This is a genomic window from Streptomyces sp. NPDC004667, assembly GCF_040609475.1.
Lineage (GTDB): Bacteria > Actinomycetota > Actinomycetes > Streptomycetales > Streptomycetaceae > Streptomyces.
Genome location: NZ_JBEXKC010000044.1, coordinates 42,175 through 68,538 on the forward strand (window position 1 = coordinate 42,175; position 26,364 = coordinate 68,538).

The window sequence follows — 26,364 nt, forward strand, 5'->3', positions numbered from 1 at the left end:
GATCAGTCGATCACGATCTCCGTCTCGAAACGGCCGCCCAGCTCCCTCAGGCGCCGCTCGCACTCCTGCCGGGTCGGCGCCGAGAGCACCGCCGCCGCCAGGAAGTCCGAGGAGAGGGCGGCCTCGGCGAGGACCTCCCCCGGCTCGGCGAAGACCCCGTAGAACCGCACCCAGGGCTCCTCCGGGATCACCGGGATGGCGCGGACCGTGCCGGGCCGCTTCATCATCAGGACCTGCCCCGCCATGCGGACCGGCCGCAGCCGCCCGCCCTGCGGCCCGGCCGGGAGCCCCGCCAGGGCCGGCAGGGGCAGTCCCGTGTGGGCCCGCGCCGCCAGTTCCACGGGGTGCACCTCGAACACCGCGTCCAGCACGTCCCGGATGCGCGCCCCGGCCGGCCGGGCGGCGACCTCGCAGACCACGAGGCGGTCGTCGGGCGTGTGGAAGACCTCCGCGTGGAAGGCGTGGTCCGCCGGCCCGCCCAGTGCCCCGAGGGCCTCCTCGGCCAGCGCCAGCAGGCGCGGGGTCAGCGGGTCCGAGGGGTCCAGGGTGAGGTCCACCCGGGCACCGGGATCGGCCTGGTAGGAGGCGAGGTCGTACTGGTACTGCGAGGGCCAGGCCATGACGGTGCGTCCGGCCACGACCACCCCGTCCACGTGGCACATCGGGCCCGGTACGTACGCCTCCACCAGCAGGTCCTCACGGGGACCGGCGGCGGGCGCGTAGGCCTCGGCCAGGTACTCCTCCAGTTCCCCGGCGGTCCCCACGATCCGCAGCCCGACGGAGCCGAAACCGTCGCGGGTCTTGAAGACCACCGGCAGGCCGTGCTCCGCCGCGAAGGCCCGCGCCCCGTCCGCCGTGGCGGGCAGCGCGTACGGGGCGACCTCGATGCCGGCCGCCCGCAGCCGCTCCTTCATCAGGACCTTGTCCCGGAAGGGCAGCACCCCGTCGGGCAGTTGGCCGGGCAGGCCGAACTTCTCCCGCAGCCGGGCCGCCCGGAGCAGGTCCGCCTCGTGGAACGCGATGACGTGGGTGACCTCGTACGCGTGGGCCAGGTCCGCGGCCAGCCGGTCGAGCCGCTCCTCGTCGTCGAAGCTGTCGAGGACCTCCAGCCGGCGGTAGCCCCCGGGGCCGTCCGGGACCCGCTCGCCGCCGCCTTCGATCCGGTCGCGGGCCGCGATCAGCACGACGCCGCCGTCGAGTCCGTCCAGCCACCGGTCGTACGGGAACGGCTCCAGCGGGAAGCGGTGCAGGACGAGCGCGGTCACGTCGCCGCCCCGACGAGGGCGGCCGGGGCCGCCGCGGGCCCGGCGGCCGGGTCGACGTCGATGCGGATCCGCGCGGTGAGCCGCTCGCAGAGGGCGATCGCCGCATCGGTGTCGGCCGCCGTCACGGCGGCGAAGCCGAGCCGGTCCCAGTTGTCGCGCAGCGGGCGCACCGGGTCGCCGGGGCGTACGGAGACCTCCACGGCCAGCACGTCGGCGCGGGCGGCGACCTCCTCCACGCCCGACACGGCGGTGACCGTTCCGGGGTCGCGGAGCACGAAGCGGGTGCAGGCCCCGGCGCGGGCCGCCGGGGGCCCGGCCAGCGGCTCGACGAGGCCCAGGGGCCAGGCCATTCCGTAGCCCATGAGGTCGATCCCGTAGGCCGCCTCGACGAGTTCGTTGATGTGGCCGCCGCCCACCCGGTTGTGGGACTCGATGACGACCGGGCCGCGGGATCCCAGGCGCAGTTCGGTGTGGCTGGGCCCGTCGGTCACGCCCATCGTGTCCAGGAAGTCCGCGACCGCGGCCGTGATCCGGGCGTGGTCCTCGGGTGCGAGCCGGGCGGGCAGGGCGTGGCCCAGCTCCGCGAAGTGCGTGTCGTCGACGAGCTTCTCCGTCACGGCGACCACCACGTGGCGGCCGGCGAAGCTGAGGGCCTCCACGCTGAACTCGGGGCCGTCGAGGTAGGACTCCATCAGGAACTCGTTCACCGTGTACAGGGTCGAGCCACGGTCGGTGCGCCGTCCGCGCAGCTCCTCGATCCGCTCCCACACCGCGTCGAGCTCCCCGGCGCCGTCCACCCTGATCAGGCCGAAGCTCGCGGTGGCGTCGGTGGGCTTGACGATGAACGGGAAGCCGGCCCGCCCGGCGAAGGCGTCCAGGGACTCCCGGTCGGTGACCCGGTCCCAGTGGATCGACAGCCGCCCGTGGTCGGTCAGGTGCTGCCGCATCAGGTACTTGTTGCGCATGCGACGGCTGACCTCGGGGCGGGTGCCGGGGAAGCCGAAGTGGTCGTTCAGCCGGGCCGCCATGTCCAGGCCGCCCTCGGTGAGCGAGATGACGGTGTCGAAGTCCCAGACCTCGCGGGCGGCCTCGGCGAGCGGCCGTACGGTCGCCCAGTCGGTGTAGTCGATCATCAGGAGGACGTCGGCCAGCCCGGTCTGGAAGGCGTTGACCTTGTCGGGGTGCTGGAGCAGTACGACGCGGACGCCCAGGTCCTTGGCCCGCTCCAGGTGCTGGTCGGTACCGCCGACGAGCAGCACGGTCCGGTCGGCGGGGGCGGCGCCCGGGGTGGGGACGGGAGCGGGCGCGGGCGCGGTCTGCGCGGTCGGCGCGGTCATCACGGGGCTTCCTTCGGGGTGGGGGTGGTCCGGGCGCGCAGCGCCGCGTGGGCGGCGGCGATCCGCTCGGCGGCCTCGGCGGGGCTCGCGGCGTCGACGACGGCGTAGCCGTGGCGGGTGCCGGAATCGGTGGTGAGCGGGAGGACGTCACCGGGTCCGTACGGGAAGTGCACGGCGTGCACGTGGTCCAGGGCCTTGAGCCCGTCCAGGCCCTCGGCGGACTCCAGCCGTCCCGCGGGCAGCCGGAAGAAGCCGACGGAGGCGTACCGGTGGGCGGCGGGCGCCCGCACGTCCTCCCCGGCCAGCCCGCGGAAGATCGCGGCCTCCAGGTCGAAGCCGGTGGCCACCTCCACGAGGAGCGGGATCCGGTCGCCTCCGAGCCTGGCCTGGGACTCCACGACGCGCGGCCCGGCCGGAGTGAGGATCACCTCGGTGTGGGCGGGGCCGAAGGCGAAGCCCGAGAGGTCGAGCAGGGCGGTGACGGTGGAGCGGATCGCCTGCGCCCGCGCCGGGTCGAGCGGGGCCGGATGGACGTGCCCGGTCTCGACGAATCCGGGCGGCCCGCTGGTCTGCTTGGCGGTGATCCCGACGACCTGGTGCGCGCCGCCGACGCTCAGGGTCTCCACGCTGAACTCCGGGCCCTCCAGGAACTCCTCGACGATGAAGGGGCCTTCGATGCCGGCCGCCTTGACCCGCTCGGTCCATTCGGCCAGGTCCGCGGCGGTGCGCACCAGCGCGACCCCGCGGCTGCCGGCGGAGTTGGTGGGCTTGACCACGGCCGGCAACCCGAACTGCGCCAGCAGCGGCTCGACTTCCGCGAGGCCGGCGGCCTCCCGGGCGCGGACCACGGAGACCCCGGCCGCGTTGAGGAGGCCGCGCATGGCGTGCTTGTCGTTGAGCAGCCGCACCGAGGCGGCGCTGTTCGGGGACAGGCCCAGCGCCTCCGCCTCGGCGACCACCGGGGCCATGCTCTTCTCGCTGCCCAGGTGCAGTACGTGGTCGACCCGGTGTTCCCGGGCCGTGCGGGCCACCAGGGCGCGCAGCGCGGCCTCGTCCTCGAAGTCGGTGAGGAGCAGTTCCTCCGAGTGCGCCGCGACCTGGTCGAGGTAGGCGGCGGTGCGCAGTTTCGGGTCCCAGACCGACCAGACCCGGAAGCCGGCCTCGACGGCCTTGCGGACGAGCTGCTCGTACGGCATCACCATCAGGAGCCGGCCGGCGGTGCGGGGGTGGGTCATGACGTGGCTCCGTTCCGGGCAGGCGCGGCGGCCTGCGGGTTCTGGTCCGCGGCGGCGGGTTCCTGCTCGGCGGCGGGGTCCTGCTCGGCGGCGGCCCGGCGGGCCTCGCGCAGCGGCAGCAGGGAGCGGTAGACGAGGATGGCACCGAGGCCGGCGGCTCCGTAGAGCAGGCTCATGCCGACCGGGGAGAGGAACGCCCCCACGGTCACGCACAGCGAGCCGACGAGCAGTCCGATGCGCGGCACCAGTCCGTAGGCGGCCAGGTACTTGGTGCGGGCGACCGGGTCGACGAGGTCGGCCAGGATGGCCTGCTTGACCGGCACGTTCATGATCTCCCCGAGGGTGAACACGACCGCGCCGGCGATCAGGATCCAGCCGCTGTTGCTGACGGCGAGGACCATGTATCCGGCGGTGAAGACGGCGATGCCCGCGTAGAGCCGCACCCGGTCCGGGAGCCGGCGGAACATGCTGCCCGTGAACAGGGCGAAGACGACGACCAGCGCGGTGTTGACCGCCCGCAGGATGCCGAGCATCGCGACCCCGTCCACCGCCGGGAACCAGCGCTCCAGGCCGGCCAGCGCCTGCTCGGGGAACTCGTCCGCGAGCCGGACGGCGATGTAGTAGCCGATCTGGACCTCGACGGCCCGGGTGAGGATCGCGGCGCCCACCAGCCGCAGGAACACCCGGTCCCGGGAGACGGCGAGGTAGCCGCGGAGCATCGCCGGAACGCCCGCGGCCTGCTCCTTGGCGGACTCCGGGGCGCTCTCGGCGATCCACCACCGCACGACCAGCGCGGTCGCCGCGGACAGTACGGCCGCGGCGGTCAGCAACAGGGTGAAGTGGTCACCGTAGAAGAAGCCGCCGATCAGGGCGCCGGCGGTGAACGCCATGTTGATCGACCAGTAGTTGATCGTGTAGACGAGCGTCCGGGTCTCGGGGGTGGAGACGTCGATCATCATCGCGTCGGCGGCCGGGGTGGCCGCGCTCGCGAGGCAGGTGTTGAGCAGGAAGAGGACGAAGGTCACCGACCCGGACTGCCACCAGGGCGAGTTGGCCAGGGCGAGCAGCCCGAAGGTGAGGGCCGCGCCGACCTCGCCGGCGACCATCAGCGGCTTGCGGCCGTGGACGTCGGCCAGGTGGCCGCCGAGGAAGTTGCTGGCGATGCCCGCGGCGGCGACCACCATGGTCAGCACGCCGGCCGCGGCCGCACCGTAGAGCGCGGCGAGGTGGATGACCATCAGCGGCATCAGCATGATGCCGAGCAGCCGCTGGACGAATCCGACGCCGAGCCTCAGCTTGATGTTCGGATGCAGGTCGCGGACGTTCATGCCGCGGCCCCTTCACGCCCCCCGCCGGCGGGGCCGGCGCTCTCGGCGGGTACGGGTACGGGTACGGGTACGGGGACGGACTCGGCGTGCTGGGCGGTCACCGGCATGTCTGGGTTCCTTTGCGAAGGGGAGGGCGCAGCCGGCCCCGCGGCGGAGGGGGTCAGGACCGCGCGGTCAGCGCGGCGGACTGCCCGGTGGCGGCCTTCCCGGCGACGTGCTGCTCAGCGACGGGCTGTTCGGCGACGGACTGCTCTGCGACGTGCTTGACCGCGCCGCCGTCCCGGGAGGCGGCCGCGGCGGCCTCCGCCTCGTCCTCCTCCCAGAGGCTGAGGTAGCGCTCGCCGGTGTCGGGCAGCACCGTGACGATCGAGGCCCCGATGTAGTCCGGATGCGCGGCCAGCCGGGCGCAGGCGTGCGCGACGGCGCCGGAGGAGACGCCCACGAAGACGCCCTGACGGCGGGCGAGCCCCCGGGCGGCGGTCATCGCGTCCTCGTCGGAGACGGTCACCACGCTGTCGATCAGGGCGACGTCGGTGGTCGGGGCCACGAACCCGCCGTTGAGGCCGGGGATCCGGTGCTGGCCGCCGGTGCCCTGGGAGAGCACGGGCGAGTTCTCCGGCTCGACCGCGACGACCCGGATGGTCGGGTCCTGTTCCTTCAGGTACTTCGCGATGCCCGTCAGGGTCCCGCCCGTGCCCACGCCGCAGACGAGCACGTCGACGCGGCCGGCCGTGTCGGCCCAGATCTCCGGGCCGGTGGTCTCGTAGTGCGCCCGCACGTTGTCGGCGTTCTCGTGCTGGCAGGGGAACCAGGACCCGGGGATCGAGGCGTGCAGCTCCTCGGCCTTGGCGATCGCGCCGGAGTACCCCGCGTCGCGCGGGGTCTGCACGACCTCCGCCCCGAGCGCCTTGAGCAGGGCGACCCGCTCGCGGGTGGCGCTGTCGGGCAGCACGATCACGCAGCGGTAGCCGCGGGCGGCGCAGAGCGCGGCCAGCGAGATGCCCGTGTTGCCGGAGGTCGCCTCGATGACGGTGCCGCTGCCGGGCGTGATCTCGCCGCGCTCCTCGGCGGCCCGCAGCATGAACAGGGCGGCCCGGTCCTTGCTGGTGGACATCGGGTTGGCGGACTCCAGCTTGGCCAGCACCTCGGTGCCCGGCGCGGTGTCCTCGAAGCGCAGGCGGATCAGCGGGGTCGACCCGATCAGGTCCTCGATGCTGTCGGCGATGCGGCGGTTCTCACTGCTGTCCACGTCTGGGTCCTCACAAGTCGGTTCGTACGGCTGCTGGTTCGGGTGGTCGTACGGACGGCCGTACGCCGGCGGGGCCGGAACGCGGACGGGGCTACCAGGAGCCGGCCGAGGCGGTCACGGCGTACAGGTCCTCCATGGGCTCCGGCTCCTTGCCGACCGCCTTGATCACGGCGGTGGCCGCCAGCACCCGCGCTCCCGGGGGCACGTCCTTGTTGACCAGCGCCTGTGCGCCGATGACGGCGTGTTCGCCGATGGTGACGGGACCCAGCACGGTGGCGTTCGTGCCGAGCACGACGTTGCGGCCCACCACCGGATGGCGGCGCTCGCCCTCGGGGCGGGCGTTGTCGCTCCACCACCCGACGGCGCCCAGCGTCACCTGGTGGTAGATGGTCACGTCGTCCCCGACCACCGCGGTCTCGCCGATCACGACGGCCGCGCCGTGGTCGATGAACACGCGCCGGCCGAGCACGGCACCGGGGTGGATCTCCACGGCGGTGCCGCGGCGGGCGTACCAGGCGATGATCCGCGCGGTCATCCGCATCCCGCGCCGGTGCAGCCGGTGCGCGACCCGGTGCGACCACAGCGCGGGCAGCGCCGCGTGCAGCAGCGCCTCGCGGCGGTTGCGCATGGACGGGTCCCGCGCCACCACCACCTCCAGGTCCTCCTTCATGATCCGGAGGAGCCCTATCCGGTCTCCGGCCATCAGACGAGCACCTCGGCCGCGTCGACCGCCGCCAGCACCGCGCCGGTCAGGCTCTCCAGCCGCGCCACGAGCTCCGGGTCGGTGTACCGGCCGTCCTCGGTGGCCTGCCCGCCCGCACCGGCGACGGAGACCGGCTCGTGCTCCACGACCCGCGCACCGCACCGGGTGAGTACGCCGACCAGCCCGGCCTGGGCGTCGAGGGCGCCGCGCGCTCCGGGGGAGGCACTGGCCACGGCCGTCACCTTCCCGGACAGCGCGCTCGGGCCGTCGATGCCGCGGGACAGCCAGTCCAGCGCGTTCTTCAGCGCGCCCGGCATCTCGCCGTTGTAGGAGGGGGTGCTGATGAACAGCGCGTCGGCGCCGGCGACCAGCTCCTGGGCCTCGCGCACCGCTGCCGAGGCACCGGACCGCTCCAGCCCGGCCTCGTAGAACGGCAGGTCCGCCACGGCCAGCGACACGCTCTCGTGCCCGTCCGGCAGCCCCGCCAGGATGTGGCGCACCGTCTCCAGCACGGCGCCGTTCACCGAGTCCTGACGGGTACTGCCCGACATCAAAACGATCTTCACCACAGGAACTCCTTCATCCGGGCCTCGGCCGACAGGCCTACGACCGGCCCGCGTCCCCCACGCAACGGTGCCAGCCGACCCCGATGCCGGACTCGAACCCCACTAGGACCCCGCCGGAGACCCACCCCACCCCCACTACGCACCCACCACACCCGCACGGCACACCGTGTCCGGCATCCGCTCTCCGACACCGCACACCGTCCGGCAACGCCCCGGAGCGGCTCCCCGCGGCCCACGGACGGCGGCCACGGCCGGACAAGGCGAAAGCCCCAGGTCGTGGTGGGTGACCTGGGGCTTGGCAGGAGCCGCCGCCGAAACGTCCGGCCCCCTGGGGGAGCCGGACGTCCCGAAGCCGGCGTCAGACGGACGGTGCTGCCGCCGGGCGCGTCCGAGACGGGGGCGGCACGACGGTGACCTCCGCGGTGAAGGCGACCTCCCCGCCCTGGACGGCATCGATCCGGAACGCCCCGGGGGCCACTCCGGGGGAGGGGTGGGGACGGACCTCGATCCAGCAGGGGGAGTCGAATTCGACGTAGCGGTGGAAGGTGATGTCCATCGAGGTGGGCAGCACCGTTCCCCCCGAGGGGTACACGGCGTGGGCAGCCTGCCGTGCGGCCTCCAGCAGGAGCATGCCGGGAACGTGGTCGACGGGGTGGTCGAAGAGGACGGGGTGGGTGGCGTCCACGCGCAGGGGCCAGCGGCCCGGGATGTCCGAGCGGCCGAGCACGACGTCGCGGGCGTTGTCCCGGCCCACCGTCGCGGGGTCGAGCGGGGCGATCGGATCGGGGACCGCGGCGAACACCCGCGGGAGGTCCGCGCGGTCCGCGCGGACGCGTCGGTAGACCGCGGGTGCGATGCAGCCGAACCGGCTGTCGGCAACGGCGATCTGCGTGCCGTCACGCAAGACTGCGATGTCGAGGGAGACCGCGGCCGGGATGCCCCGGCGTTCTACGAACTCGGTGCCGGTGACCCGCAGTTCCAGCTCGGCGGGGGTGCGCTCGACCTGCAGCGCGTGCGGATTGAGGGCGTAGCTGAACCGCGACCAGCTCAGCTGGTGGCCGAGCGGGGTTCCGTACGCGGTGTGGAGCAGCAGCGGAAAGGTCTGGCGCACGGTCTCGCACAGCATCAGCGGATCGTGCAGCCCCGCCGTGGCGGTGTAGAAGCTGTGGCTGCGCGGCCACTGGGCCGTGATGGTGAAGGCGTGGGCGCCGGTGCGCTGCCAACCCGTGAGGAATACCTCGGAGAGGGCGGCGCGGTGGACGTATTCCCGGGGCACGGTGGTGGTCAGGACCGGTGCTCCGGCGGATTTCGGCCCATGGGCGGTGACGAGCATGTTCCCCCTTGCGTGCACTTTCGTGCGTGTGCGGCCCCCGAGCTGACGGTCGACGGAGGCCCCTCTGTAAAATAGAGAATGTTCGTTTTGTTTGTCGAGTGCCGGCGGTGTGATCCATGGCGGGGTTGAAGCAGGACCGTGCGTTGAAGACCCGGGAGGCGATCCTGCGCGCCGCCGCCGAGACGTTCGACGAGCTCGGGTTCCACGGCGCCAGCATCAGCATGATCATGGGGCGGGCCGGCGTCACCCAGGGCGGCATGTACTTCCACTTCAAGTCGAAGCAGGACCTCGCCCGTTGCGTCATGCTGGCCCAGCGGGACTACGTCCAGCTCCCGCCGGGTGAGGACGGGCTCCAGCGGCTGATCGACATCACCTTCCACGTGGGCCGGGAGCTCCAGGAGAACGTCCTCTTCCGGGCCGGTGTGCGTCTCGCCGTCGAGCAGGGGGAGTTCGGCCTCCAGGACGACACCGCGTACCAGCAGTGGGTGGAGCAGTTCCACGGCCTGCTCCTCGTGGCCCGCGAACGGGGCGAGCTGCTGCCCGGCGTCGACGAGCGGGAGTTCGCCCAGGTACTGGTCGGCGCGTACAGCGGGACGCAGCTGTTCTCGCAGATCGCGACGGGGCGTACGGATCTCCCGCAGCGGATCGCCGCGCTCTGGAAGTACCTCCTGCCGTGCATCGCCACCCCGCGGACACTGGCCCAACTGCGCGCCACGCCCGAGCCCCGCCGGCCCGGGACCCCGTGAACCCGCTGCGGGTGGTGCTCACGGGTGCGACAGGCTTCATCGGGGCGGCGGTTCTCGGGGAGCTCGGCCGCCGAGGGGACGTGTCCGTCCGCGCCGTCGGGCGGCGGGCGCCCGGGACCGGTGCGGGCGGCGCCACGGAGTGGGTCCCGGCGGACCTCGCGCGGCCCGGGTCCCTGGCCGGCACGTGCGAGGGCGCGGACGTGCTGCTGCACCTGGCCGGCGTGGTCAGCCCGGACGAGGCCCTGTGCGAGACGGTCAACGTCCGCGGTACGGCGGCCCTGATGGCCGAGGCCGTCCGGGCCGGTACCGGGCGGGTGGTCCACCTGTCCACGGCGGCGGTGTACGGCCCCGGGCCGCACCGGGGTGCCGCCGTCGGCGAGCTGGTACCGGCCCCCGTGTCGGCGACCAGCCGGACCCGGCTGGCCGGAGAGGCGCACGCGCTGGCAGCGGGCGCGACCGTGCTGCGGCCGGGACTGGTGATGGGCACCGGGGACCGGTGGGTGGTTCCCGCCCTCGCCGAACTCGTGGACCGGGTGCCCGCGCGGTGGGACGGCGGCCGGGGCCTGCTCTCCGCCGTGGACGTCACCGACCTGGCCCGGCTCGTCGCAGCGCTCGCCGTCCTGCCCTCCCTCCCCGGGAACGGCGGGGCGACCGGGCGGGTGTTCCATGCCGGCCATCCCTCGCCCGTGCGCACCGGCGAGGTGCTGGCGGAGCTGGCGGAGCTGGGCGTGTTGCCGTCCGTGGACACCGACCTGGCGTGGGACGAGTGCGTGAGCCTGCTGCGAGCCACACCGGGGACCGTGAGCGAGCGGCAGTTCTCCCTGCTGGCGCGGGACCACTGGTACCGCAGCGACGAGGTGTGGCGCGTGGCGCACTGCCCTCCGGGTCCGGGTCCGGTGGCGCGCCTGGCGTCGGCGGCTCCCTGGTACCGGGGGGCGCTGGGCCGGCCCGGGCCTCTCCGCTAGCGCTCGGCGCCGATCCCGTCGAGGACGAGGAGCCAGATGCCCTCCAGCTGGTCCACCGCCCCGCCCGGCCCGTCCGGACACGCGCTGCGCAGCGTCGCCTCGGCCCCCCAGATCAGGTGCGCGACGAGCGCCGCGACGCCCGCCGGGTCGGCGGCGGCGTGCAGTTCGCCCTTGTCGTAGGCCTCGCGGGCCAGCCCCGCCACGACGGGGTGCCACAGGGAAGTCCAGTCCTCTATGTCGGGCAGCTCCCGGGCGAGGTGGGCGGTCGCGCGTACGGTGACGTCGTCCCTCAGCAGACGGGCCAGCTCCAGCATCACGTTGCCGAGGTCGACCAGGGCCTTTCCGCGGCGGCGGTCGGCCGCCTCGTCGAGCGCCGAACGTACCGCCGCGCACCCCTCCTCGGCGACGGCTTCGGCGAGTTCGGCCTTGCTGTCGAAGTGGAAGGTGACCGCGCCCATGGAGATGCCCGCGGCCTTGCTGATCGCCTTCAGGGACGTCCCGCCGTATCCGGCGCGGTAGAACTCCGAAGCGGCTGCCAGTACGGCGGTACCGCGCGTCCGGACTGCCCTCTCCTGCTGCACCATGCTCTCTCCGATGTCGCCACACCCGGACGGATCGCGCGTGGATGTCGTGCGTGGGTGTCGTGCGCTGGGGTGGGCACCTTCTGCGACGCCCGTGGGGGCCAGCGTGCGGAACACCACGCCCATCAGACAAGGCCTAGTTGCCTAAAACGCACCGGTTTCTCCACGTATCCGGAGCCTTCGGAACGGCTGACCGAGCATCAATGGGCGGTTCACCGCACGACTTGCCGAAGTAGTCCACCACCCTAGAGCAGCCCTAGAAAAAAACAGAACGTTCGCTATTCTTTTTGCATGATCTCAGTGTTCGCCGAGGCCACCTTCGGCAGCCTGCGCCGGACCGACCAGCGTCGATGGGCCGAGGTTTACCTGCGCGGGCTGCTCGGCACATCCGGCAAGAAGACCGTGCGGCGGCTCGCCGCAGCGGTATCGGACCGGGAAACGGCCTTTCAGTCACTTCACCAGTTCGTCAACGCCAGTCCATGGGACTGGGAACCGGTCCGCCGGGAGTTGGCCCGTTGGGCCGAGGAGCGCACGGCTCCCCGCGCCTGGGTGCTCGACGACGTGGTCCTGCGCAAGCGCGGCGACCACTCCTGCGGGGTGCACCGCCGCTTCAGCCCGATCGACGGACGGTCCGTCAACGGGCAGGTCGGCACCGGACTGTTCCTGGCCGGGGACCGCGAAGCGCTGCCCGTCGACTGGGCGTTGTACCTGCCCGAGTGCTGGACGGGGGATCCCGCCCGGCGCCGTCGGGTCCGCATCCCGGACGGCGTCGCCCACCGGCCCGCCGAGGTGCAGGCCCTCGGCCTCGTGGACGCGCTGGCCACGCACACCCGGCTGCCCGCGGTGCCGGTCGTGGCCGACGTGTCCTCGCACGCCGGCGCGGAGGCGTTCGTCCGGGGCCTCGCCCTGCGCGGCCACGACTTCGTGGTGGCGGTCCCCGGGCACCTGGCCTTCGCACGCGCCGCGACGGCGATGTCGGGGCCGGTGCACGCGGACCAGGGGCAGCCCTCGTACCGCGCCTTCACCACCCGGACCCGTCCGGGGCGGCCGGCGGACCGGACCTGGCTGACCAACATGGCGCACCGTCGGACCGAGGAACTGCTCGCGCTGACAAGGACGCTGAGACTCGCGCAGGAGGCCGTGCGGTACATGGAGAGCGATCTCGGGCTCGGCGACTTCGAGGGCCGGTCGTTTCCGGGCTGGCACCACCACATGACGCTCGTCTCGGCCGCGTACGCGTACGGCCGGCAGCCCACGGCGGACCTTCCGTACCACCTCGCCGCCCTGCCCGCGGCGGCATAGACCACACACGACGGCCCGGCGCCCGTCCGGCACTCGCGCTGCCCGGCGCCACGAAACGCCGTCGACCACACCCCTTCCGAAAGAGGAAACCATGGGATCTCCCACCACGTACGACGCCCTCGCCGACGTGTACGACCTGATGTACCCCCCGGCGTCGCCGGACATCTCGGACGCCGTCGACTTCCTCGCCGAGCTGGCCCCGGAGGGCGGCCGCGTCCTGGAACTCGGCGTGGGCAACGGCCGGATAGCGATACCGCTCGCGGAGCGCGGGCTGACGGTGCACGGCATCGACGGTTCCGAGCAGATGCTGGAGAAGCTCGCGGCGCGCGACCCCCACGGACGGGTCACCGCCACGGCCGCGGACTTCACCACCGGCGGCACCGGTGAGCAGTTCGACCTGGTGTTCATCGCCCTCAACACCTTCTTCGCACCCACCTCGGCCGAGGCTCAGGTCCAGTGCATGCAGCGGATGCGCGAGCAGCTGGCGCCCGGCGGACGCGTGGTCATCGAGGCGTTCGAACCGCGCGCCTTCCACCAGCAGGAGGGCGAGAAGACCAGTACCCGCTACCTCTCCCCCACCTCGGTGATGATCGACAGCACGCACGTCATGCGTGACCGGCAGCTGATCCTCGTCATCCACACCGTCGTCGACGGCGGGGTGCCGCGCCCGACCCAGGAGGTCATCCGCTACGCCTGGCCCACGGAGATCGACCTCATGGCGCGCATCGCCGGCCTGCGGCTGGTGGAGCGCCGGGGTGGCTGGCGGGAAGAGGCCTTCGACGCGAACAGCCACCGTCACGTCTCCGTGTACGAGGCCATCGAAGACCCGAAGTAGGCGTTGAACATGAAGGCGACTCGGAATCGCACCCTGCTCCGGCTGACGGACGTCAGCCGGAGCTACGGGGACCGGAGCGTGCTGCGCGCGGTCACCATGGGGCTGGCGTCGGCGGAGTGCACCGTACTGGTGGGGGACAACGGATCGGGGAAGTCGACCCTCCTTCGCATGGCCTGCGGCCGCGAGCAGCCCACCTCGGGCGAGGTCCTCTTCGACGGCGAACCCCTGCACGAGGACTCGCCCCGCACCCGCGCCCGAGTGGCCACCGTGATGGAAGCCGGCTCGAACTATCCGGATCTGACGGTACGTGAACACCTGATGCTGGTCGCCGTCGGCCACGGACTCGGCCGCCGCGCCGACTCCGCGGTCGACCGGGTCCTGGCCGAACACCGGTTGGCCGACCACGCCCGGTCACGGCCTTCGGCGCTCTCGTCGGGGCAGACGCAGTCCCTGCTCCTCGCCTCGGCCTTCGTCCGGCCGCACGACCTGCTGGTGCTGGACGAGCCCGAGCAGCGGCTGGACTCGCGGGCGCGCGTGGAACTGGCGGAGCGGCTCTCGGCGCACAAGAGGCAGGGGGCGGCGATCCTGCTCGCCACCCATGACTCCGTGCTGGCCTCGGCCGTGGCCGACCACGTGGTCACGCTGGAGGACGGACGGGCCGACGTGGCACCGGTCGGGGGGGACCGGTGATGTCCGACCGCGCCGACCGCGCCGACCGGTCCGACCTGCACCGGCGCACGGACGAAACACTGGCGTTCCTGTACGAAGCCCGCGCCTCGACGCGCCGGAGCAAGCGCAGGAGCAACGCCTTCGTGCTGTACTGCGTCGCCTTGGCGGCGGTCTTCTGGGGAGTGCCGCTCCTGGTCGCCGCCGCCAGGTCCGGGCGACGGGGGGGCTGGCACGGCACTGCCTCCGACCACCTGCTGGCCGGCCTCCCGGTGACCGTGCCGGCACTGCTGGCGCTGGTGACGCTCCTCGTCGCCCGCAGTGCCGTCTGGCGGGGCCCGGTGCTGGTGGACCTGCCGACCGTCTCGTGGCTGTTGCCCCTGCCCGTCCTGCGCGGGCCGCTCCTGCTGCCCCGGTTCTACGCGTCCGCACGCGTGGCGGCCGTGGTGGGGCTCGTCGGCGGCGGGCTGCTGGGCTACCTGCTGTCGCTCGCGGGCTCCGCCGCCTGGCTGCCGGCGACGGCGGCGGGCGCATGGGCCGGCACGGCGACGGCACTGACGGCGGTGGCCGCCGGGCTGCTCGTCGAACGCTTCGACCGCGCCGTCACCCGTCACGGTTCCCGGATCCGCGCGGTCGCCTGGACGCTGGCGGCGGGCTCGCTCGCGCTCTGCGCGTTCGCGGTCCTGCGCGTCCCGAACGAACTCTGCGGCTCCCTGGTGTTGTGGTCCGGCCCCTGGGGGTGGGCGGCCCAGCCGCTCGTCACGGTGGCGGGGCACCCCACACCGGGCTGGATCCCCGGGACGGTCCTGTCCGCGGCGTTCACGCTCACCGCTTTGCTGCTCGCCCGCCGCGATGCGCCGAACATTCCCACGGAGGCCCTGCGCAACCGAGCCACCGTCGCGTCCCGGGTCGCCGCGTCGGTCTACTCCCTCGACCTGCGCCAGGCCCGCTCCGCAGCCCGCGGCCCGCGGGGACAGCGGTCCGGGCCCGCACTGCGCCTGCCCGTACCCCGCAGCAGATGGCTGCTCGTGCCCTGGCGCGACGCCACGGGGCTGCTACGGGCCCCGGGCCGGCTGCTGTGGGCGGCCCTCTGGGGCACCGCGGCACTGGCCCTGGGCACCGCCGCCCCCCACGCGGGGCCGGACGGGCAGGTCGCCCTGTGCGCCGCCGCCCTCGTCGCGGAGTACCTCGCGGCCGCGCAGCTGACGGAGCCGGCCCGCATCGACAGCGACGACACCCGCCGCTCCGCCAACCTCCCCTACGCGTTCCGGGCGCTCGCGCTGTGGCACGCGTGCGTCCCCGGCGTCCTGCTGCTCGCCTGGCTCGGCGCGGGCAACGCCGTGGCCGGGCTCACCGGCTGGTGGACACCGGGCGGTGCCTTGCTCCTGGCGGCGGTCCCCGCCATGGTGGGGGCCGCGCTGGTGAGCTCGTACCGCGGCGCGGTCCCCGGCCATCTGCTGATCGGCGCTGACACCCCCATGGGCAACACCGCCGTGCTCCAGACGGGGCTCTGGTACGCGCGCGGACCACTGGCCGCGAGCGTGCTGTCGGCACCGGTGCTCGTCACGGTCCAGCGCCATCACCAGCTCGGCGCCGGACACGTCCTCTGGCTGCTCGCGGTGGGCGCGGCGGGCATGTGGTGGGCCCGGAGCACGGCCCACCGGCTGCACGGGGCACTGCCCGAGCGGCCCCATCGACACGCGGGCAGAAGACTGCGCGCCTACCTCCTCACGAGGCTCAAATGATCGACGATCTTGCGACATCACCCGCCGTACAGGGCCTCCTGGTGCGGCTCGGGCTCGGCCAACTGCTGCCCGGACAGGCCGAAACACCCATGGGCCGCAACCGGAGCGCGGCGGGTCCGACCACCACCGGAAGCGCCGTCTTCGTCAAACAGCTGGACGCGCGGCAACCGGACGCGGCCCGCCGTTTCCGCCGGCAACGCGCCTACGAGGAAACGGCCGTCGCGGGTGAGCGGCCGCTGACCTCACCGAAGTGCCTCGGCTGGGACGAGGAAGAGCTGCTGATCGTCTTCGAATGGCTCGACGGTGCCCGTTCCGGGTCCGACCTGGCGACCGCCGAAGAGTTCGACGACGAACTCGCCCACCGTGCGGGGGAAATGGTCGGTGCACTACACGCCGTCGCACCGGACGCCCTTCCCGCGGAAGCGGCCGGCGGGACGGAACCGGACCCGATACTCCTCCCCCCGCTGGAGTTCTTCGAATCGCTCCCCCTGGCGTACCACACGCAGGCGAGCGGTGCCTCGCTGGAAGCCTGGGGGATGCTGCAACGCGACACCGAGCTCACCCTCGCGCTGCGCCGCCTGCGCTCCGCGGAGGCGGCGGCGCAGGCGGTCCCCGTCCACGGTGACCTGCGCCTGGACCAGTTCCTGCTGCACGGCGGACGGCTCCACCTGTGCGACTGGGAGGAGTTCCGCAGGGCGGATCCCGCCCGGGACGTCGGCTCCTTCATCGGTGAATGGCTGCACCGCGCCGTGCTCGACATCCCGGCGAAGGACGCGGAACTGAGCGGCCCGAGCCCCCGGCTCTCCCATCAGGACATCGTTGAACGCGGCGTGGCCGAGCTCAACAGGCTACGGACGCGCAACGTCGCCTTCTGGGAGGGTTACCGGGCCTCGACCGCGGTCACCGACCCCGGCCTGCCCGTCAGGGCGACGGCCTTCGCCGGCTGGCACCTCATCGACCGGATGTTCGCGTCCGCGGAACAGCGCCCACGGCTCACCGCCCTCGACCGGGCGGCGGCCGGAATCGGGCGCTCCGCCGTGCTGCACCCCGAAAAGTTCACCACCGTCCTCGGCCTGGAGGCTTGAGATGGACGACTTCCCCGACCTGGCGGCACTCCTGTCGGACGTGCGCGTGCACCCCGGCAACCACAGCGCCCACGTGGGCGAACGCGCCGTCACGGCCGACACGGCCGGTCAGCTCCGCCAGAAACTGATCACCGCGCTCTACGAGACGTTCCACGTGGGCAACGCCTTCACCGAGGAGCGGCCCCGGACCTATCGGGACCCGTGGCTGGAGGAACGCCTGGGCACGGCCACACCGCACGACACGACGATGGCCACCGCCCGCCTCGACGGCGACGGTCTCGTCCTGGTCGACGGCGTACGCGTTCGCGTGCCCGAGCCGGACGTCGTGGGGACCAGGGTGAGGATGCCCGCCCGGCGTCCCGGTCTCTCGCCGGGCTTCTTCCTCGTCGACGGTTCCCGGGGGCATTCGTCCCTGCGCCCGCTGCTCAGGGTGTACGTACACGTACGCACCCCCGAAGAGGCCGTCCGGACCTGGGGCGAGGTGCTGCGCGCGCTGGAACGCGACGGGGTCCCCTACCGGGCCAAGGTGACCTCGTCGCGCCGGCTGTTCCCACGCCGGGACGGCCTGGTGGTCTATCTGGGCGAGGACGCCTGGCACGCCGCCTCCGTGGTGGCGGACGCGGTGCCGCGTCCCACCACGTCCCACCCGGCTGCTCCCACCTCTTCCTTCGCCAGGGAGCTGGCACCCGGAATCGCTGTTGCCTGGGAGCCCGAGGACACGAGGCCGGGCATGCGGGGAATGAGTTTCGGCCAGCACCGCGCCGCCGCCATTGCCGACGCATTGCTGGAGCACGCCGACGGCCACGGCCGCCCCCTGGGCGATTGCCTGCGGGAGCAACTGGCCGCCGCAAATATCGACCACGAGGCGCTCTACCGGAATGCGGATTCTCCCCGACTTCCCTAAGTAGCATCGCCTTGACCCCCTGGCCCCACTCAACCTTCCTAAGTAGCGCCCGAACTCCGTGACGCGGCCCACAGATTGATCACCGGCACTCCGGAAGGTGATCTACTGAGAAACGTCAGAGCGGCGGTGACCCACTCGGGAAACCGCCGATCAAAACCTTTACTCAGGGGGAATCCAAATGGACTCCATGGAACTCATCGCCGGTTACGCCGCTTACACCACCCCGGAGGAGCTCGCCGCTTCCGAGGCCACCGACGCGCCGGCCATCACCACCACGGTGACCTCGTCGGAGATCTGCATCACGATCACCGTCGGCTGGGGCTGCTGACCTTCAGCGCCGATCGGCCAGTGGCCCGGGCGCGTCCGTCGGACAGCGCCCGGGCCCCGGCCAGAAGAGAAAGTTGCCACGTCATGCCGGAGGAATTCGCACCCCCCTCCTGCTCCACACTGCCCAACGGCCTGCGCGTCGTGCTCTGCCGACGGGGCACGGCCCCACTGGCGGCCGTGTGCGTGCACTACGACGTGGGATTCCGGTCCGAGCCGGAAGGGCGCAGCGGATTCGCCCACCTCTTCGAACACCTGATGTTCCAGGGGAGCGAGAACGTCGGACGGTCCGAGCACTTCACCATCGTGCAGAGCTCAGGCGGAACGGCCAATGGATCCACGCGCCAGGATTACACGGAGTATTACCAGATCGCTCCCGCATCGGCCCTCGAACGACTTTTGTTCCTTGAGGCGGATCGAATGCGGACGCTGCGACTCACCCAGAATTCCCTTGACACCCAGGTGGCGGTGGTCAAGGAAGAAATAAAAATGAACGTCCACGATCGCCCTTATGGCGGATTCCCCTGGACCAATCTCCCTTCGGTGCTCTATCGGAAATTCTCCAACGCCCACAACGGCTACGGCGATTTCATCGACCTCGACCATGCCACGCTGGAGGAGTGCGCCGCCTTCTTCGACGGCTACTACACGCCGTCCAACGCCGTGCTCACTGTGGTCGGAGACATCGATCCGGAACTGACGCTGGAATGGGTGACCAGGCATTTCGGCGACATCGCGGCACGGCTGACGGCGGCCCCGCAGGACCTGTCGGAGCCATGGCCGTCCGCACCCCGCAGCGGCGGCTACACCGACCCGCAGGCCCCTCTGCCGGCCACGGCCGTCGGCTACCGGCTGCCCGATCCCGGCACCGAGCGCGACCGCTACCTCGGCCACATCGCCCTGGCCGCCCTGCTGAGCGGCTCGTCCGGGCGCCTGCAGCAGCGAGCGCTCGCCCGCGGCGTCGACCTCACGACCGCCACGGCCCAGTGCGGGTTCTTCGGACCGTTCGACGCCCGGGATCCCGACACCTTCGTCGTCACGGCCCGCCACCCCTCGTCCGAACACCGGGCGGTCTCCGACGTGATCGAGGCGGCGCTGGAGGACCTCGCGGGGGCGGGACCGACCGACCGCGAAGTGGCCGCCGCGGTCGGCGGGACCATCGCGCGCTGGCACCGCAAGCACGACAACGTCCTCGCCCTCGCGCGGGCGGTCGGAGCCTCTTCCCTCCTCCACGGTGAGCCGTCCCTGCCGATGGACCTCACCGGACACCTGACGGCCCAGGACGTCGGCTCCGTGCGCGACGCGGCCGCCGGGCTGGCAGACAGCAGGCCCGCCGCACTCCTGGTCCACCCACGCGATGCCGGAGGTACCCGGTGACGAGGCCCCTGCCTCCGCTCCATCCCGAGAAGCCCCTCGCCCTCCCCCGCGTGATCGAACGGCACCTGCCCTCCGGACTGCGGATCTTCGCGGTGCCCAGGAAGGGCGCTCCACTGGTCGAGGTCCGCGTCCTCGTTCCGCTGTCGGTCGGTGACCCGGTGCGGTCGGTGGCCGTCGAGCTGCTCACGACGACGGCCTTCACGGGGACCGTGCGGCTGGGCGGCCGTGACGTTCCCTGGGACTCGGCCTTCACCACCGGCCGGCCGCACGCGCAGCGCATGGCGGAGTGGCTGACGGTCGTCGGACACGTGCCCGTCGCCGGACTCGACCGGATGCTCACCCTGCTCGCCTCGTGGCTGGCCGCGCCCACCCTCCCGGAGGACCGCCTCGCCCGGGAACGCGAGCGGCTGTCCCAGGCCCTGACGATCCTGGGCACCCAGCCCCAGCGCATCGCCGTGCGCGAGCTCAACCGGGCCCGGTACGGCGACATGGCGGTCTTCGACGCATGGCCGTCGGCCGAAACGGTGTCGGCCCTCACCGCACACGACGTGCACGAGGCCCACCGCACGAGCCTGTCGCTCCGCGAGGCCCGCGTGATCGTCGTGGGGGACATCGACCCCGACTCCACGGCCGACGCGGTGGCTCGGACCTTCTGCGCCATGCCCTCCGGTGCCGCGGCACCCCCCGTGCCCGGGACGGCGCCGGCCGATCGCATGCGGCTGGTCCCGCGCCCCGGAGCCGCCCAGTCGCACGTGGCCCTGTCCTGCCGCTCCGTGCCCTTCGCCCACTCCCAGTACCCCGCCCTCGCCGTGGCCAACGCGGTGTTCGCCGGGTACTTCTCGTCCCGGCTGGTGACGAACATCCGCGAGCGGCGGGGCCTGGCCTATCACGCGCTGTCGCGGTTCGACCGTACGCTCGGCTCCCCTTCCACGGTGACCGACGTGGTCTGCGGGACGGCATCCACCGGCCTCGTGGTGTCCGAGATCCTGTCCGAGCTGACGAACCTCGTCGATCTCCCGCCGACGCGACGGGAGATCGACGACGCCCGCACGTACCTCAGGGGCTCGCTGCTGACCGCCACCGCCTCCCAGTCGGACCTGGCCAACCTCCTCGCCTCCCTGTGCTGCTGGAACGTGGGCACCGACTGGATCCAGGAGTACCCCCGTCAGCTCCTGGAAGTGACCGCGGACGAGGTCGCCGCGGCCTGTCGTGACTTCTTCGGCCCCGGCCCGCAGGCGGGAGTCGTCCTCGCGGACCCGGCCGCGGTGGGACCGTCCTTGGCCCCGTTCGGATTCGTGGCACCAGGAGACCAGACATGAACGACCGGCAGGTCCCCGCCGGCGGCGTACCCGCCCCGGAGTTCACCGCCGAACGGCTGCTCCTCATAGGGACGGGCGCCGTCCACGTGGCCCATCTGCCCACCTGGGCGGGATGGCTGCGGACGGCCTATCCACGCCTGGAGACCCGGACGGTCGTCACGCGCAGCGCCGAACGCTTCGTCAGCCGGGCCGCCCTGGCCGCCCTCGGCGGTAACGAAGTGCTGCTCGACGTGTGGCCGGAGGAGGCCACGGCCACCGCGCTGCACGTCGAACTGGCCCAGTGGGCGGACGCGGTGATCGTCTATCCGGCCACCATGAACTTCATCGCCCGCTTCGCCACCGGCATGGCGGACACACCGGCCATGCTCGCCCTGCAGTGCACCCGGGCCCCCATCGCGGTGGCTCCGGCACTGCCTCCGGGCGGCCAGGAGAACATCACCCTGCAGCACCACCTGAAAACGCTCGGAACCCGGCCCAACGTCGTGGTCGTCCCCACCACCCCCGGTCGCAGCATCACGACCGGACGGGACGACGCCGCCGTGCCGCCGCCCCTGCCCGTGGTGATCGGCGCACTGGCGCGCAAGGGTGCGGCCCTCACGGCAACGGACGGCACCCATGCTCGTTGACGAGTACGGCACCAGACACCTGCGCACCCGGATCTTCACGACCGAGGACGGCCGCTTCCTCTGGCACCGGACGCACCTGTCGGCGGAGACCACCGCCACGACCACGCCGATCGTCTCCTCGAAGAACACGGCAGCGGCCACGTTCGCCGGGAACACGGTCACGTACACGGCACCCGGCGCCAAGTCCCTGGCCCGCATCGTCTGGCCACCCGCTCTCGTGACGTTCCCCCTGGTCCCGGCCATGCACGCCATCGGCCACGCCCTGCGCGACATCAACGGACACACCGGCCCCCTCGACGCCGCGGGCCCGCCGCCCGCCCTCGCGCGCCTCACCCGGTGGCTCCGGGCGGGAAGCGAGGACGAAGGAGCGGCACGGCTCCACCGACTCTGCACGGACCGCATGGGCCCGACGCGGCTGAACACCCTCGCCGAGTGGTGCCACGCGGCCGCCCCCGGGGCCACGGGGGACGTACTGCTCCACGGCGAACCGTCCCTGGGCCTCACGGTGCCCACCCGGGACGGCGGTCACGCGGTACTGCTCACCGGCGAGAGCCTGTCCCGCGGAAGGCCCGAACACGACGCGGGCTGGCTGCTGGGCGAACTCGCGGAGATGGCGGACGTGGCCGGCCGCAACCTCCCGGGTGACTCGACGGCCTCACCCTTCAAGATCATGGCGGCAGCCTTCAGGACGGCCCGCGGCCCCTCTCTGGACGACGCCCTCCTGCGCCGCAGCGCCACCCTGCGCCGAATGGCACACCTGCTGGACTTCGCCGGCAACGTCGGCTGGAGCGAAGGCGTCACCCACTACGCCGACACCCTGGCCGCCCTGACCGACGCCGACGGCCGGACCGTCCTCTCACCACTGGAACCGACGGCCTAGGAACGACGGAACCCCTCCGGGTGCCGGTGCCCGTACCACGCGAGACCCGAACGTGTCGTCCGGTACCGGCGGAAGAAAAGCAAAAGCCCCAGGTCACGGCGAGTGAGTCCTGGGGCTTCGCTGGAGCCGCCTTCGGGATTCGAACCCGAGACCTACGCATTACGAGTGCGTTGCTCTGGCCAACTGAGCTAAGGCGGCACCGCTGTAAGACAAGAAGATTTCCCCTGAGGGACGCTCTCATCAGCAGCGGCGCCAAGTCTACAGGGTCGAACGGGGTGCCCCGTACCGGGACGGTCGGGAGGGTCAGCAGCGCTTGCCCGGGGCGGGGGGCTGGCCCTGCAGGAGGTAGCGGTTGATCGCGGTGTCGATGCAGTCGCTGCCGCGTCCGTACGCCGTGTGGCCGTCGCCGTCGTACGTCAGCAGGGTGCCCGAGTCGAGCTGGCCGGCCAGGGCCTTGGCCCACTTGTACGGGGTCGCCGGGTCGCGCGTCGTGCCGACCACCACGATCGGAGCCGCCCCCTTCGCCGTCAGCGGCCTCGCCTTGCCCGTGGCCTTCACCGGCCAGTACGTGCAGTTCAGCGAGGCCCACGCCAGGCCCGCGCCGAAGACCGGCGAGGCCTTCTCGAAGGAGGGCAGTGCGGACTGGACGCCCTCCGGGCCGTCGAACGCCGGCGGCAGGTCGAGGCAGTTCACGGCGGCGTTGGCGGACATCAGGTTCGCGTACGTGCCGTCCGCGTCGCGTTCGTAGTAGCTGTCGGCGAGGGCCAGCAGCCCGGACCCGTCGCCGTTCATCGCGTCGGTGAGGGCCGTGCGCAGCTGCGGCCACGCGCTCTCGTCGTACAGCGCCGCGATCACGCCGGTCGTCGCGAGGGACTCGCCGAGCGGGCGGTTCGGGTCGCCCGAGGGGACCGGCTGGGCGTCGAGCTTGCGGAAGAAGTCCTTCAGGTTCTGGCCCACCGCGTCGGGGTTGCCCCGCCCCAGCGGGCATTCCGGCTGCTTGGCGCAGTCCTTCGCGAAGGAGCGGAAGGCGGTCTCGAAGCCCTCCGTCTGGTCGCGGTTCAGTTCCAGCGCGGGCCGCGTGGGGTCCATGGCACCGTCCAGGACCAGCCTCCCGACGCGGGCCGGGAAGAGGTCGGCGTACGTCGCCCCGAGGAAGGTGCCGTACGAGGCCCCGACGTAGTTCAGCTTCTCGTCGCCCAGCACCGCGCGCAGCACGTCCATGTCGCGGGCGGCCTCCACCGTGGAGACGTGCGGCAGGATCCGCCCCGAGCGCGCCTGGCAGGCCGCCGCCAGCTCCTTGAACGCGGTCACCAGCTCGGCGCGCTCCGCGGCGTCGTCCGGGGTCTGGTCCACCTGGGTGAACCGGTCCATGCCGTGGCCGGTCAGGCACTCGACGGGGCTGCTGCGGGCGACCCCGCGCGGGTCGAAGGAGACCATGTCGTACTGGGCGCGCACGGCGGCCGGGTAGCCGATGCCCGCGTACGCCTGGAGGTATCCGATGCCCGAACCGCCCGGCCCGCCCGGGTTGACCACCAGGGAGCCGAGCCGCTTGCCCGGGCCCGTGGCCGCGCGGCGCGCCACGGCGAGGTCGATGTCCTGCCCGGAGCCGGGGTTCGCGTAGTCCAGCGGCGCCTTCATGGTGGAGCACTGGAAGCCGGGGACGCCGCAGTCGCGCCAGGTCAGCTTCTGCTCGTAGTACGGGCGCAGCGCGGCCGGGACCGCGGTCGGCTCCGCCGAGGCCGAGGCCACGTCCGAGCCCCCGGAGGTGCAGCCGGAGAGGAGCAGCCCGGCGGCTGCGATCACGGTTCCGGTGGTACGCAGCAGACGCCTGGTGTCCATGCGGCGAGCCTACGTGCTGCCCGCCGTCCGTGTCGGCGCCCGTGGGGCGGCCGTGGGGCGGGCGGCCGTCCGCCGACCGGGGCGGACCCGCCGTCACGCCCGTGCCGGACCCGTCACGTCCGGGGCCCCGGATCCCTCGGACGGGTGAAGGGAGAAGCGGGGAGCGGGCGAGAGGTCAGCCCGCGCGCAGGGCCATCGTCATCGCCTCGACCGCGAGGAGGGGGGCGACGTTCCGGTCGAGGGCCTGCCGGCAGGCGATGATCGCCTCGATGCGCCGCAGGGTGCGCTCGGGGCCCGAGGCCCGCGCGACCCGGTCGAGGTCCGGCCGTACGTCCTCGTTGGCGATGGCCAGGTTCGAGCCGAGCTGCAGGGCCAGGACGTCCCGGTAGAAGCCCGTGAGCTCGGTCAGTGCCAGGTCGAGGCTGTCGCGCTGGGTACGGGTGCGGCGGCGCTTCTGGCGGTCCTCGAGCTCCTTCATCACCCCGGCCGTGCCCCGGGGCATGCGCCCGCCCGCGCCCGCTCCGGCGCCGAGGGCGGCCCGCAGCTCCTCGGTCTCCTTGACGTCGACCTCCTCTGCCATCTGCTTGGCGTCCTCGCCGGCGGCGTCGACCAGCTCCTGCGCCGCCTTGAGGCAGCCGCCCACGTCGTCCACCCGCAGCGGCAGCTTGAGCACGGTGGCCCTGCGCGTCCGGGCGGACTCGTCGGTGGCGAGCCGGCGGGCCCGGTCGATGTGGCCCTGGGTCGCGCGGGCGGCGTTGGCGGCGGCGGCGGGCTCGATCCCGTCCCTGCGCACCAGCAGGTCGGCGACGGCCGCGACCGAGGGGGTGCCCAGGGTCAGGTGCCGGCAGCGGGAGCGGATGGTGGGCAGCACGTCCTCCAGCGAGGGCGCGCACAGCAGCCACACCGTCCGCGGAGCGGGCTCCTCCACCGCCTTCAGCAGGACGTTCCCGGCGCCTTCGGTGAGCCGGTCGGCGTCTTCCAGGACGATGACCTGCCAGCGCCCCACGGCCGGGGAGAGCTGGGCCCGGCGCACCAGGTCCCGGGTCTCCTTCACGCCGATGGACAGCAGGTCGGTGCGGACGATCTCCACATCGGCGTGCGTGCCGACCATGGTGGTGTGGCAGCCGTCGCAGAACCCGCAGCCGGGTTCGCCGCCGAGCGCCCGGTCGGGGCTGACGCACTGGAGCGCCGCCGCGAAGGCACGGGCGGCGGTGGCCCGCCCGGAGCCGGGCGGCCCGGTGAACAGCCAGGCGTGGGTCATCTTGGACGCGGGCGGCGGCGGGGTCCCGTCCGAGGCGGCCGTGACGAGCGCGTCCGCGTCCCGCGCGGCGGCGGCCAGCTGCGTCTGCACGCGCTCCTGCCCCACCAGGTCGTCCCACACGGGCATCCCGCCCACCGCCTTTCCCTCTGCGTCCCGCGCCCTCGCGCCCGGCCGTCCCGCGCCGGGCTGTCCCGCGCGTCCCGATCACATTGTGGCGTGCGCCACCGACAGTCCCGGATCAGCGGCGGCGCGGGCCGCCCCCGCCGCGTCGGCCGTCCTCGCCGTCCTCCTCGTCCCGGCGCGGCCCCAGCAGCTCGTCGGCCAGGGTCGGCAGGTCGTCCATCGGAGTGGCCTCGGCCCAGTCGGACGGGGTCCGGCGCGGCCGGCCGTCGTCCCCGACGACCGGGAGCTCACGGGTCACGTCGTTCCCGGAGTCCCGGAAGATGCCGGGCGGCACCCGGTCGGCCGGGCTCTCCTGCGAGTGGCGGACCGTCGGCCGGGTGGCCGGGGCGGACGGCGGCGCCGTGCGCGCCGACGCGTCCCGGGCGTCCGGACCACCCGCCGGCCCGTCGGGGCGTACGGACGGCAGCACGGCCGTCTCGTCCGCCGCCGGGTCGATCTTGGGGACCGGGACGGTCTCGGTGATGTCGTCGGGCCGCAGGGCCCGCTTGATCCGCGGGGTCTCGACGGTGACGGCGTCGTTCGGGTGCGGCTCCTTGCGCATCGGGACCTTCCGTCCCCGGCCGGCGGCCGGGTCCGCCTGCCCGGCGGTGGACGCGGAAGCAGCGCTGGACGCGGACGAAGCGCTGGACGCGGCGCTGGACGCCGACGAAGCGGCCGCGGCCGCCGAAGCCGCCGCCGCCGCGGCGGCCGAGGCCTCCGCCCGCCGGCGC

25 protein-coding genes and 1 tRNA gene are annotated in these 26,364 nt (G+C 73.1%); 13 read left to right on the top strand and 13 right to left on the bottom strand.

Annotation, left to right across the window (positions count from 1 at the left end; genetic code table 11):
- Positions 1-2: 2 nt before the first annotated feature.
- The 8 genes from ABZW32_RS23705 to ABZW32_RS23740 form a co-directional block, all read right to left on the bottom strand.
- On the bottom strand, positions 3-1,265 hold the full coding sequence (locus tag ABZW32_RS23705; protein WP_356218910.1) for a hypothetical protein: 1,263 nt from the start codon (positions 1,263-1,265) through the stop codon (positions 3-5).
- On the bottom strand, positions 1,262-2,602 hold the full coding sequence (locus ABZW32_RS23710; protein WP_356218913.1) for an ATP-grasp domain-containing protein: 1,341 nt from the start codon (positions 2,600-2,602) through the stop codon (positions 1,262-1,264). The genes ABZW32_RS23705 and ABZW32_RS23710 overlap by 4 nt, the downstream gene beginning before the upstream one ends.
- A complete protein-coding gene (locus ABZW32_RS23715; protein ID WP_356218916.1) occupies positions 2,602-3,837 on the bottom strand; it encodes an ATP-grasp domain-containing protein in 1,236 nt (411 codons plus the stop codon). The genes ABZW32_RS23710 and ABZW32_RS23715 overlap by 1 nt, the downstream gene beginning before the upstream one ends.
- The gene (locus ABZW32_RS23720; RefSeq protein ID WP_356218919.1) at positions 3,834-5,165 is read right to left on the bottom strand and encodes an MFS transporter; all 1,332 of its coding nucleotides are present in this window, start codon (positions 5,163-5,165) and stop codon (positions 3,834-3,836) included. The genes ABZW32_RS23715 and ABZW32_RS23720 overlap by 4 nt, the downstream gene beginning before the upstream one ends.
- Positions 5,166-5,325: 160 nt before the next feature.
- A complete protein-coding gene (locus tag ABZW32_RS23725) occupies positions 5,326-6,414 on the bottom strand; it encodes a cysteine synthase family protein (RefSeq protein ID WP_356218922.1) in 1,089 nt (362 codons plus the stop codon).
- 91 nt (positions 6,415-6,505) lie between these two features.
- Positions 6,506-7,117 carry a serine O-acetyltransferase EpsC gene (epsC, locus tag ABZW32_RS23730; protein ID WP_030228479.1) on the bottom strand — a complete coding sequence of 204 codons (612 nt, stop codon included), beginning with the start codon at positions 7,115-7,117 and terminating at the stop codon, positions 6,506-6,508.
- A complete protein-coding gene (locus ABZW32_RS23735; RefSeq protein WP_356218925.1) occupies positions 7,117-7,686 on the bottom strand; it encodes an NADPH-dependent FMN reductase in 570 nt (189 codons plus the stop codon). The genes epsC and ABZW32_RS23735 overlap by 1 nt, the downstream gene beginning before the upstream one ends.
- Positions 7,687-8,041: 355 nt before the next feature.
- The gene (locus ABZW32_RS23740) at positions 8,042-9,016 is read right to left on the bottom strand and encodes a ScbA/BarX family gamma-butyrolactone biosynthesis protein (protein WP_356218928.1); all 975 of its coding nucleotides are present in this window, start codon (positions 9,014-9,016) and stop codon (positions 8,042-8,044) included.
- 116 nt (positions 9,017-9,132) lie between these two features.
- Between ABZW32_RS23740 and ABZW32_RS23745 the strand changes: the two genes are divergently transcribed.
- Together ABZW32_RS23745 and ABZW32_RS23750 are read left to right on the top strand one after the other, a co-directional pair.
- A complete protein-coding gene (locus ABZW32_RS23745) occupies positions 9,133-9,762 on the top strand; it encodes a ScbR family autoregulator-binding transcription factor (protein WP_356218931.1) in 630 nt (209 codons plus the stop codon).
- 14 nt (positions 9,763-9,776) lie between these two features.
- The gene (locus tag ABZW32_RS23750) at positions 9,777-10,727 is read left to right on the top strand and encodes an NAD-dependent epimerase/dehydratase family protein (RefSeq protein WP_356218976.1); all 951 of its coding nucleotides are present in this window, start codon (positions 9,777-9,779) and stop codon (positions 10,725-10,727) included.
- On the opposite strand, the gene ABZW32_RS23755 is transcribed toward ABZW32_RS23750, so the two are convergent.
- Positions 10,724-11,311 carry a TetR/AcrR family transcriptional regulator gene (locus tag ABZW32_RS23755; RefSeq protein ID WP_356218934.1) on the bottom strand — a complete coding sequence of 196 codons (588 nt, stop codon included), beginning with the start codon at positions 11,309-11,311 and terminating at the stop codon, positions 10,724-10,726. The genes ABZW32_RS23750 and ABZW32_RS23755 overlap by 4 nt on opposite strands.
- Before the next feature lie 288 nt (positions 11,312-11,599).
- On the opposite strand from ABZW32_RS23755, the gene ABZW32_RS23760 reads away from it, so the two are divergent.
- From ABZW32_RS23760 to ABZW32_RS23810, 11 genes are all read left to right on the top strand, one after another.
- Complete coding sequence (locus tag ABZW32_RS23760) at positions 11,600-12,610, top strand: transposase (RefSeq protein WP_356218937.1); 1,011 nt, start codon at positions 11,600-11,602, stop codon at positions 12,608-12,610.
- A 91-nt stretch (positions 12,611-12,701) separates the two neighbouring features.
- Positions 12,702-13,445 (top strand): class I SAM-dependent methyltransferase, encoded by a 744-nt coding sequence (locus tag ABZW32_RS23765; protein WP_356218940.1) that lies wholly within the window; start codon positions 12,702-12,704, stop codon positions 13,443-13,445.
- Positions 13,446-13,454: 9 nt separating this feature from the next.
- Positions 13,455-14,135: an ABC transporter ATP-binding protein gene (locus ABZW32_RS23770; protein ID WP_356218943.1), complete on the top strand. Its 681-nt coding sequence runs from the start codon at positions 13,455-13,457 to the stop codon at positions 14,133-14,135.
- The gene (locus ABZW32_RS23775) at positions 14,135-15,856 is read left to right on the top strand and encodes a hypothetical protein (RefSeq protein WP_356218946.1); all 1,722 of its coding nucleotides are present in this window, start codon (positions 14,135-14,137) and stop codon (positions 15,854-15,856) included. The genes ABZW32_RS23770 and ABZW32_RS23775 overlap by 1 nt, the downstream gene beginning before the upstream one ends.
- Positions 15,853-16,941, top strand: a complete 1,089-nt coding sequence (gene lxmK / locus ABZW32_RS23780) for a class V lanthionine synthetase subunit LxmK (RefSeq protein ID WP_356218949.1) — start codon at positions 15,853-15,855, stop codon at positions 16,939-16,941. The genes ABZW32_RS23775 and lxmK overlap by 4 nt, the downstream gene beginning before the upstream one ends.
- 1 nt (position 16,942) lies before the next feature.
- Positions 16,943-17,845 (top strand): T3SS effector HopA1 family protein, encoded by a 903-nt coding sequence (locus ABZW32_RS23785; protein ID WP_356218952.1) that lies wholly within the window; start codon positions 16,943-16,945, stop codon positions 17,843-17,845.
- A gap of 178 nt (positions 17,846-18,023) precedes the next feature.
- The gene (locus tag ABZW32_RS23790; protein ID WP_266839938.1) at positions 18,024-18,173 is read left to right on the top strand and encodes an LxmA leader domain family RiPP; all 150 of its coding nucleotides are present in this window, start codon (positions 18,024-18,026) and stop codon (positions 18,171-18,173) included.
- Between the two features lie 83 nt (positions 18,174-18,256).
- The gene (locus tag ABZW32_RS23795; protein WP_356218955.1) at positions 18,257-19,546 is read left to right on the top strand and encodes a pitrilysin family protein; all 1,290 of its coding nucleotides are present in this window, start codon (positions 18,257-18,259) and stop codon (positions 19,544-19,546) included.
- Positions 19,543-20,865 (top strand): pitrilysin family protein, encoded by a 1,323-nt coding sequence (locus ABZW32_RS23800; RefSeq protein ID WP_356218958.1) that lies wholly within the window; start codon positions 19,543-19,545, stop codon positions 20,863-20,865. Before ABZW32_RS23795 ends, ABZW32_RS23800 begins: the two co-directional genes overlap by 4 nt.
- Positions 20,862-21,491 (top strand): flavoprotein, encoded by a 630-nt coding sequence (locus ABZW32_RS23805; protein ID WP_356218960.1) that lies wholly within the window; start codon positions 20,862-20,864, stop codon positions 21,489-21,491. The genes ABZW32_RS23800 and ABZW32_RS23805 overlap by 4 nt, the downstream gene beginning before the upstream one ends.
- Entirely contained in the window at positions 21,481-22,371 is an 891-nt protein-coding gene (locus ABZW32_RS23810) for a hypothetical protein (protein ID WP_356218963.1), read from the top strand. The genes ABZW32_RS23805 and ABZW32_RS23810 overlap by 11 nt, the downstream gene beginning before the upstream one ends.
- A 121-nt stretch (positions 22,372-22,492) precedes the next feature.
- Here ABZW32_RS23810 and ABZW32_RS23815 read toward each other — a convergent pair.
- The 4 genes from ABZW32_RS23815 to ABZW32_RS23830 all read right to left on the bottom strand — a co-directional run bounded on the left by ABZW32_RS23815 (position 22,493) and on the right by ABZW32_RS23830 (position 26,195).
- Positions 22,493-22,569: transfer RNA gene (locus ABZW32_RS23815), tRNA-Thr, on the bottom strand.
- A 105-nt stretch (positions 22,570-22,674) separates the two neighbouring features.
- Positions 22,675-24,210, bottom strand: coding sequence for an alpha/beta hydrolase (locus ABZW32_RS23820; RefSeq protein ID WP_356218966.1), 1,536 nt, complete (start codon positions 24,208-24,210; stop codon positions 22,675-22,677).
- Between the two features lie 175 nt (positions 24,211-24,385).
- Complete coding sequence (locus tag ABZW32_RS23825) at positions 24,386-25,597, bottom strand: DNA polymerase III subunit delta' (RefSeq protein ID WP_356218979.1); 1,212 nt, start codon at positions 25,595-25,597, stop codon at positions 24,386-24,388.
- 112 nt (positions 25,598-25,709) lie between these two features.
- Positions 25,710-26,195: a hypothetical protein gene (locus ABZW32_RS23830; protein WP_356218968.1), complete on the bottom strand. Its 486-nt coding sequence runs from the start codon at positions 26,193-26,195 to the stop codon at positions 25,710-25,712.
- Between the last annotated feature and the right edge of the window lie 169 nt (positions 26,196-26,364).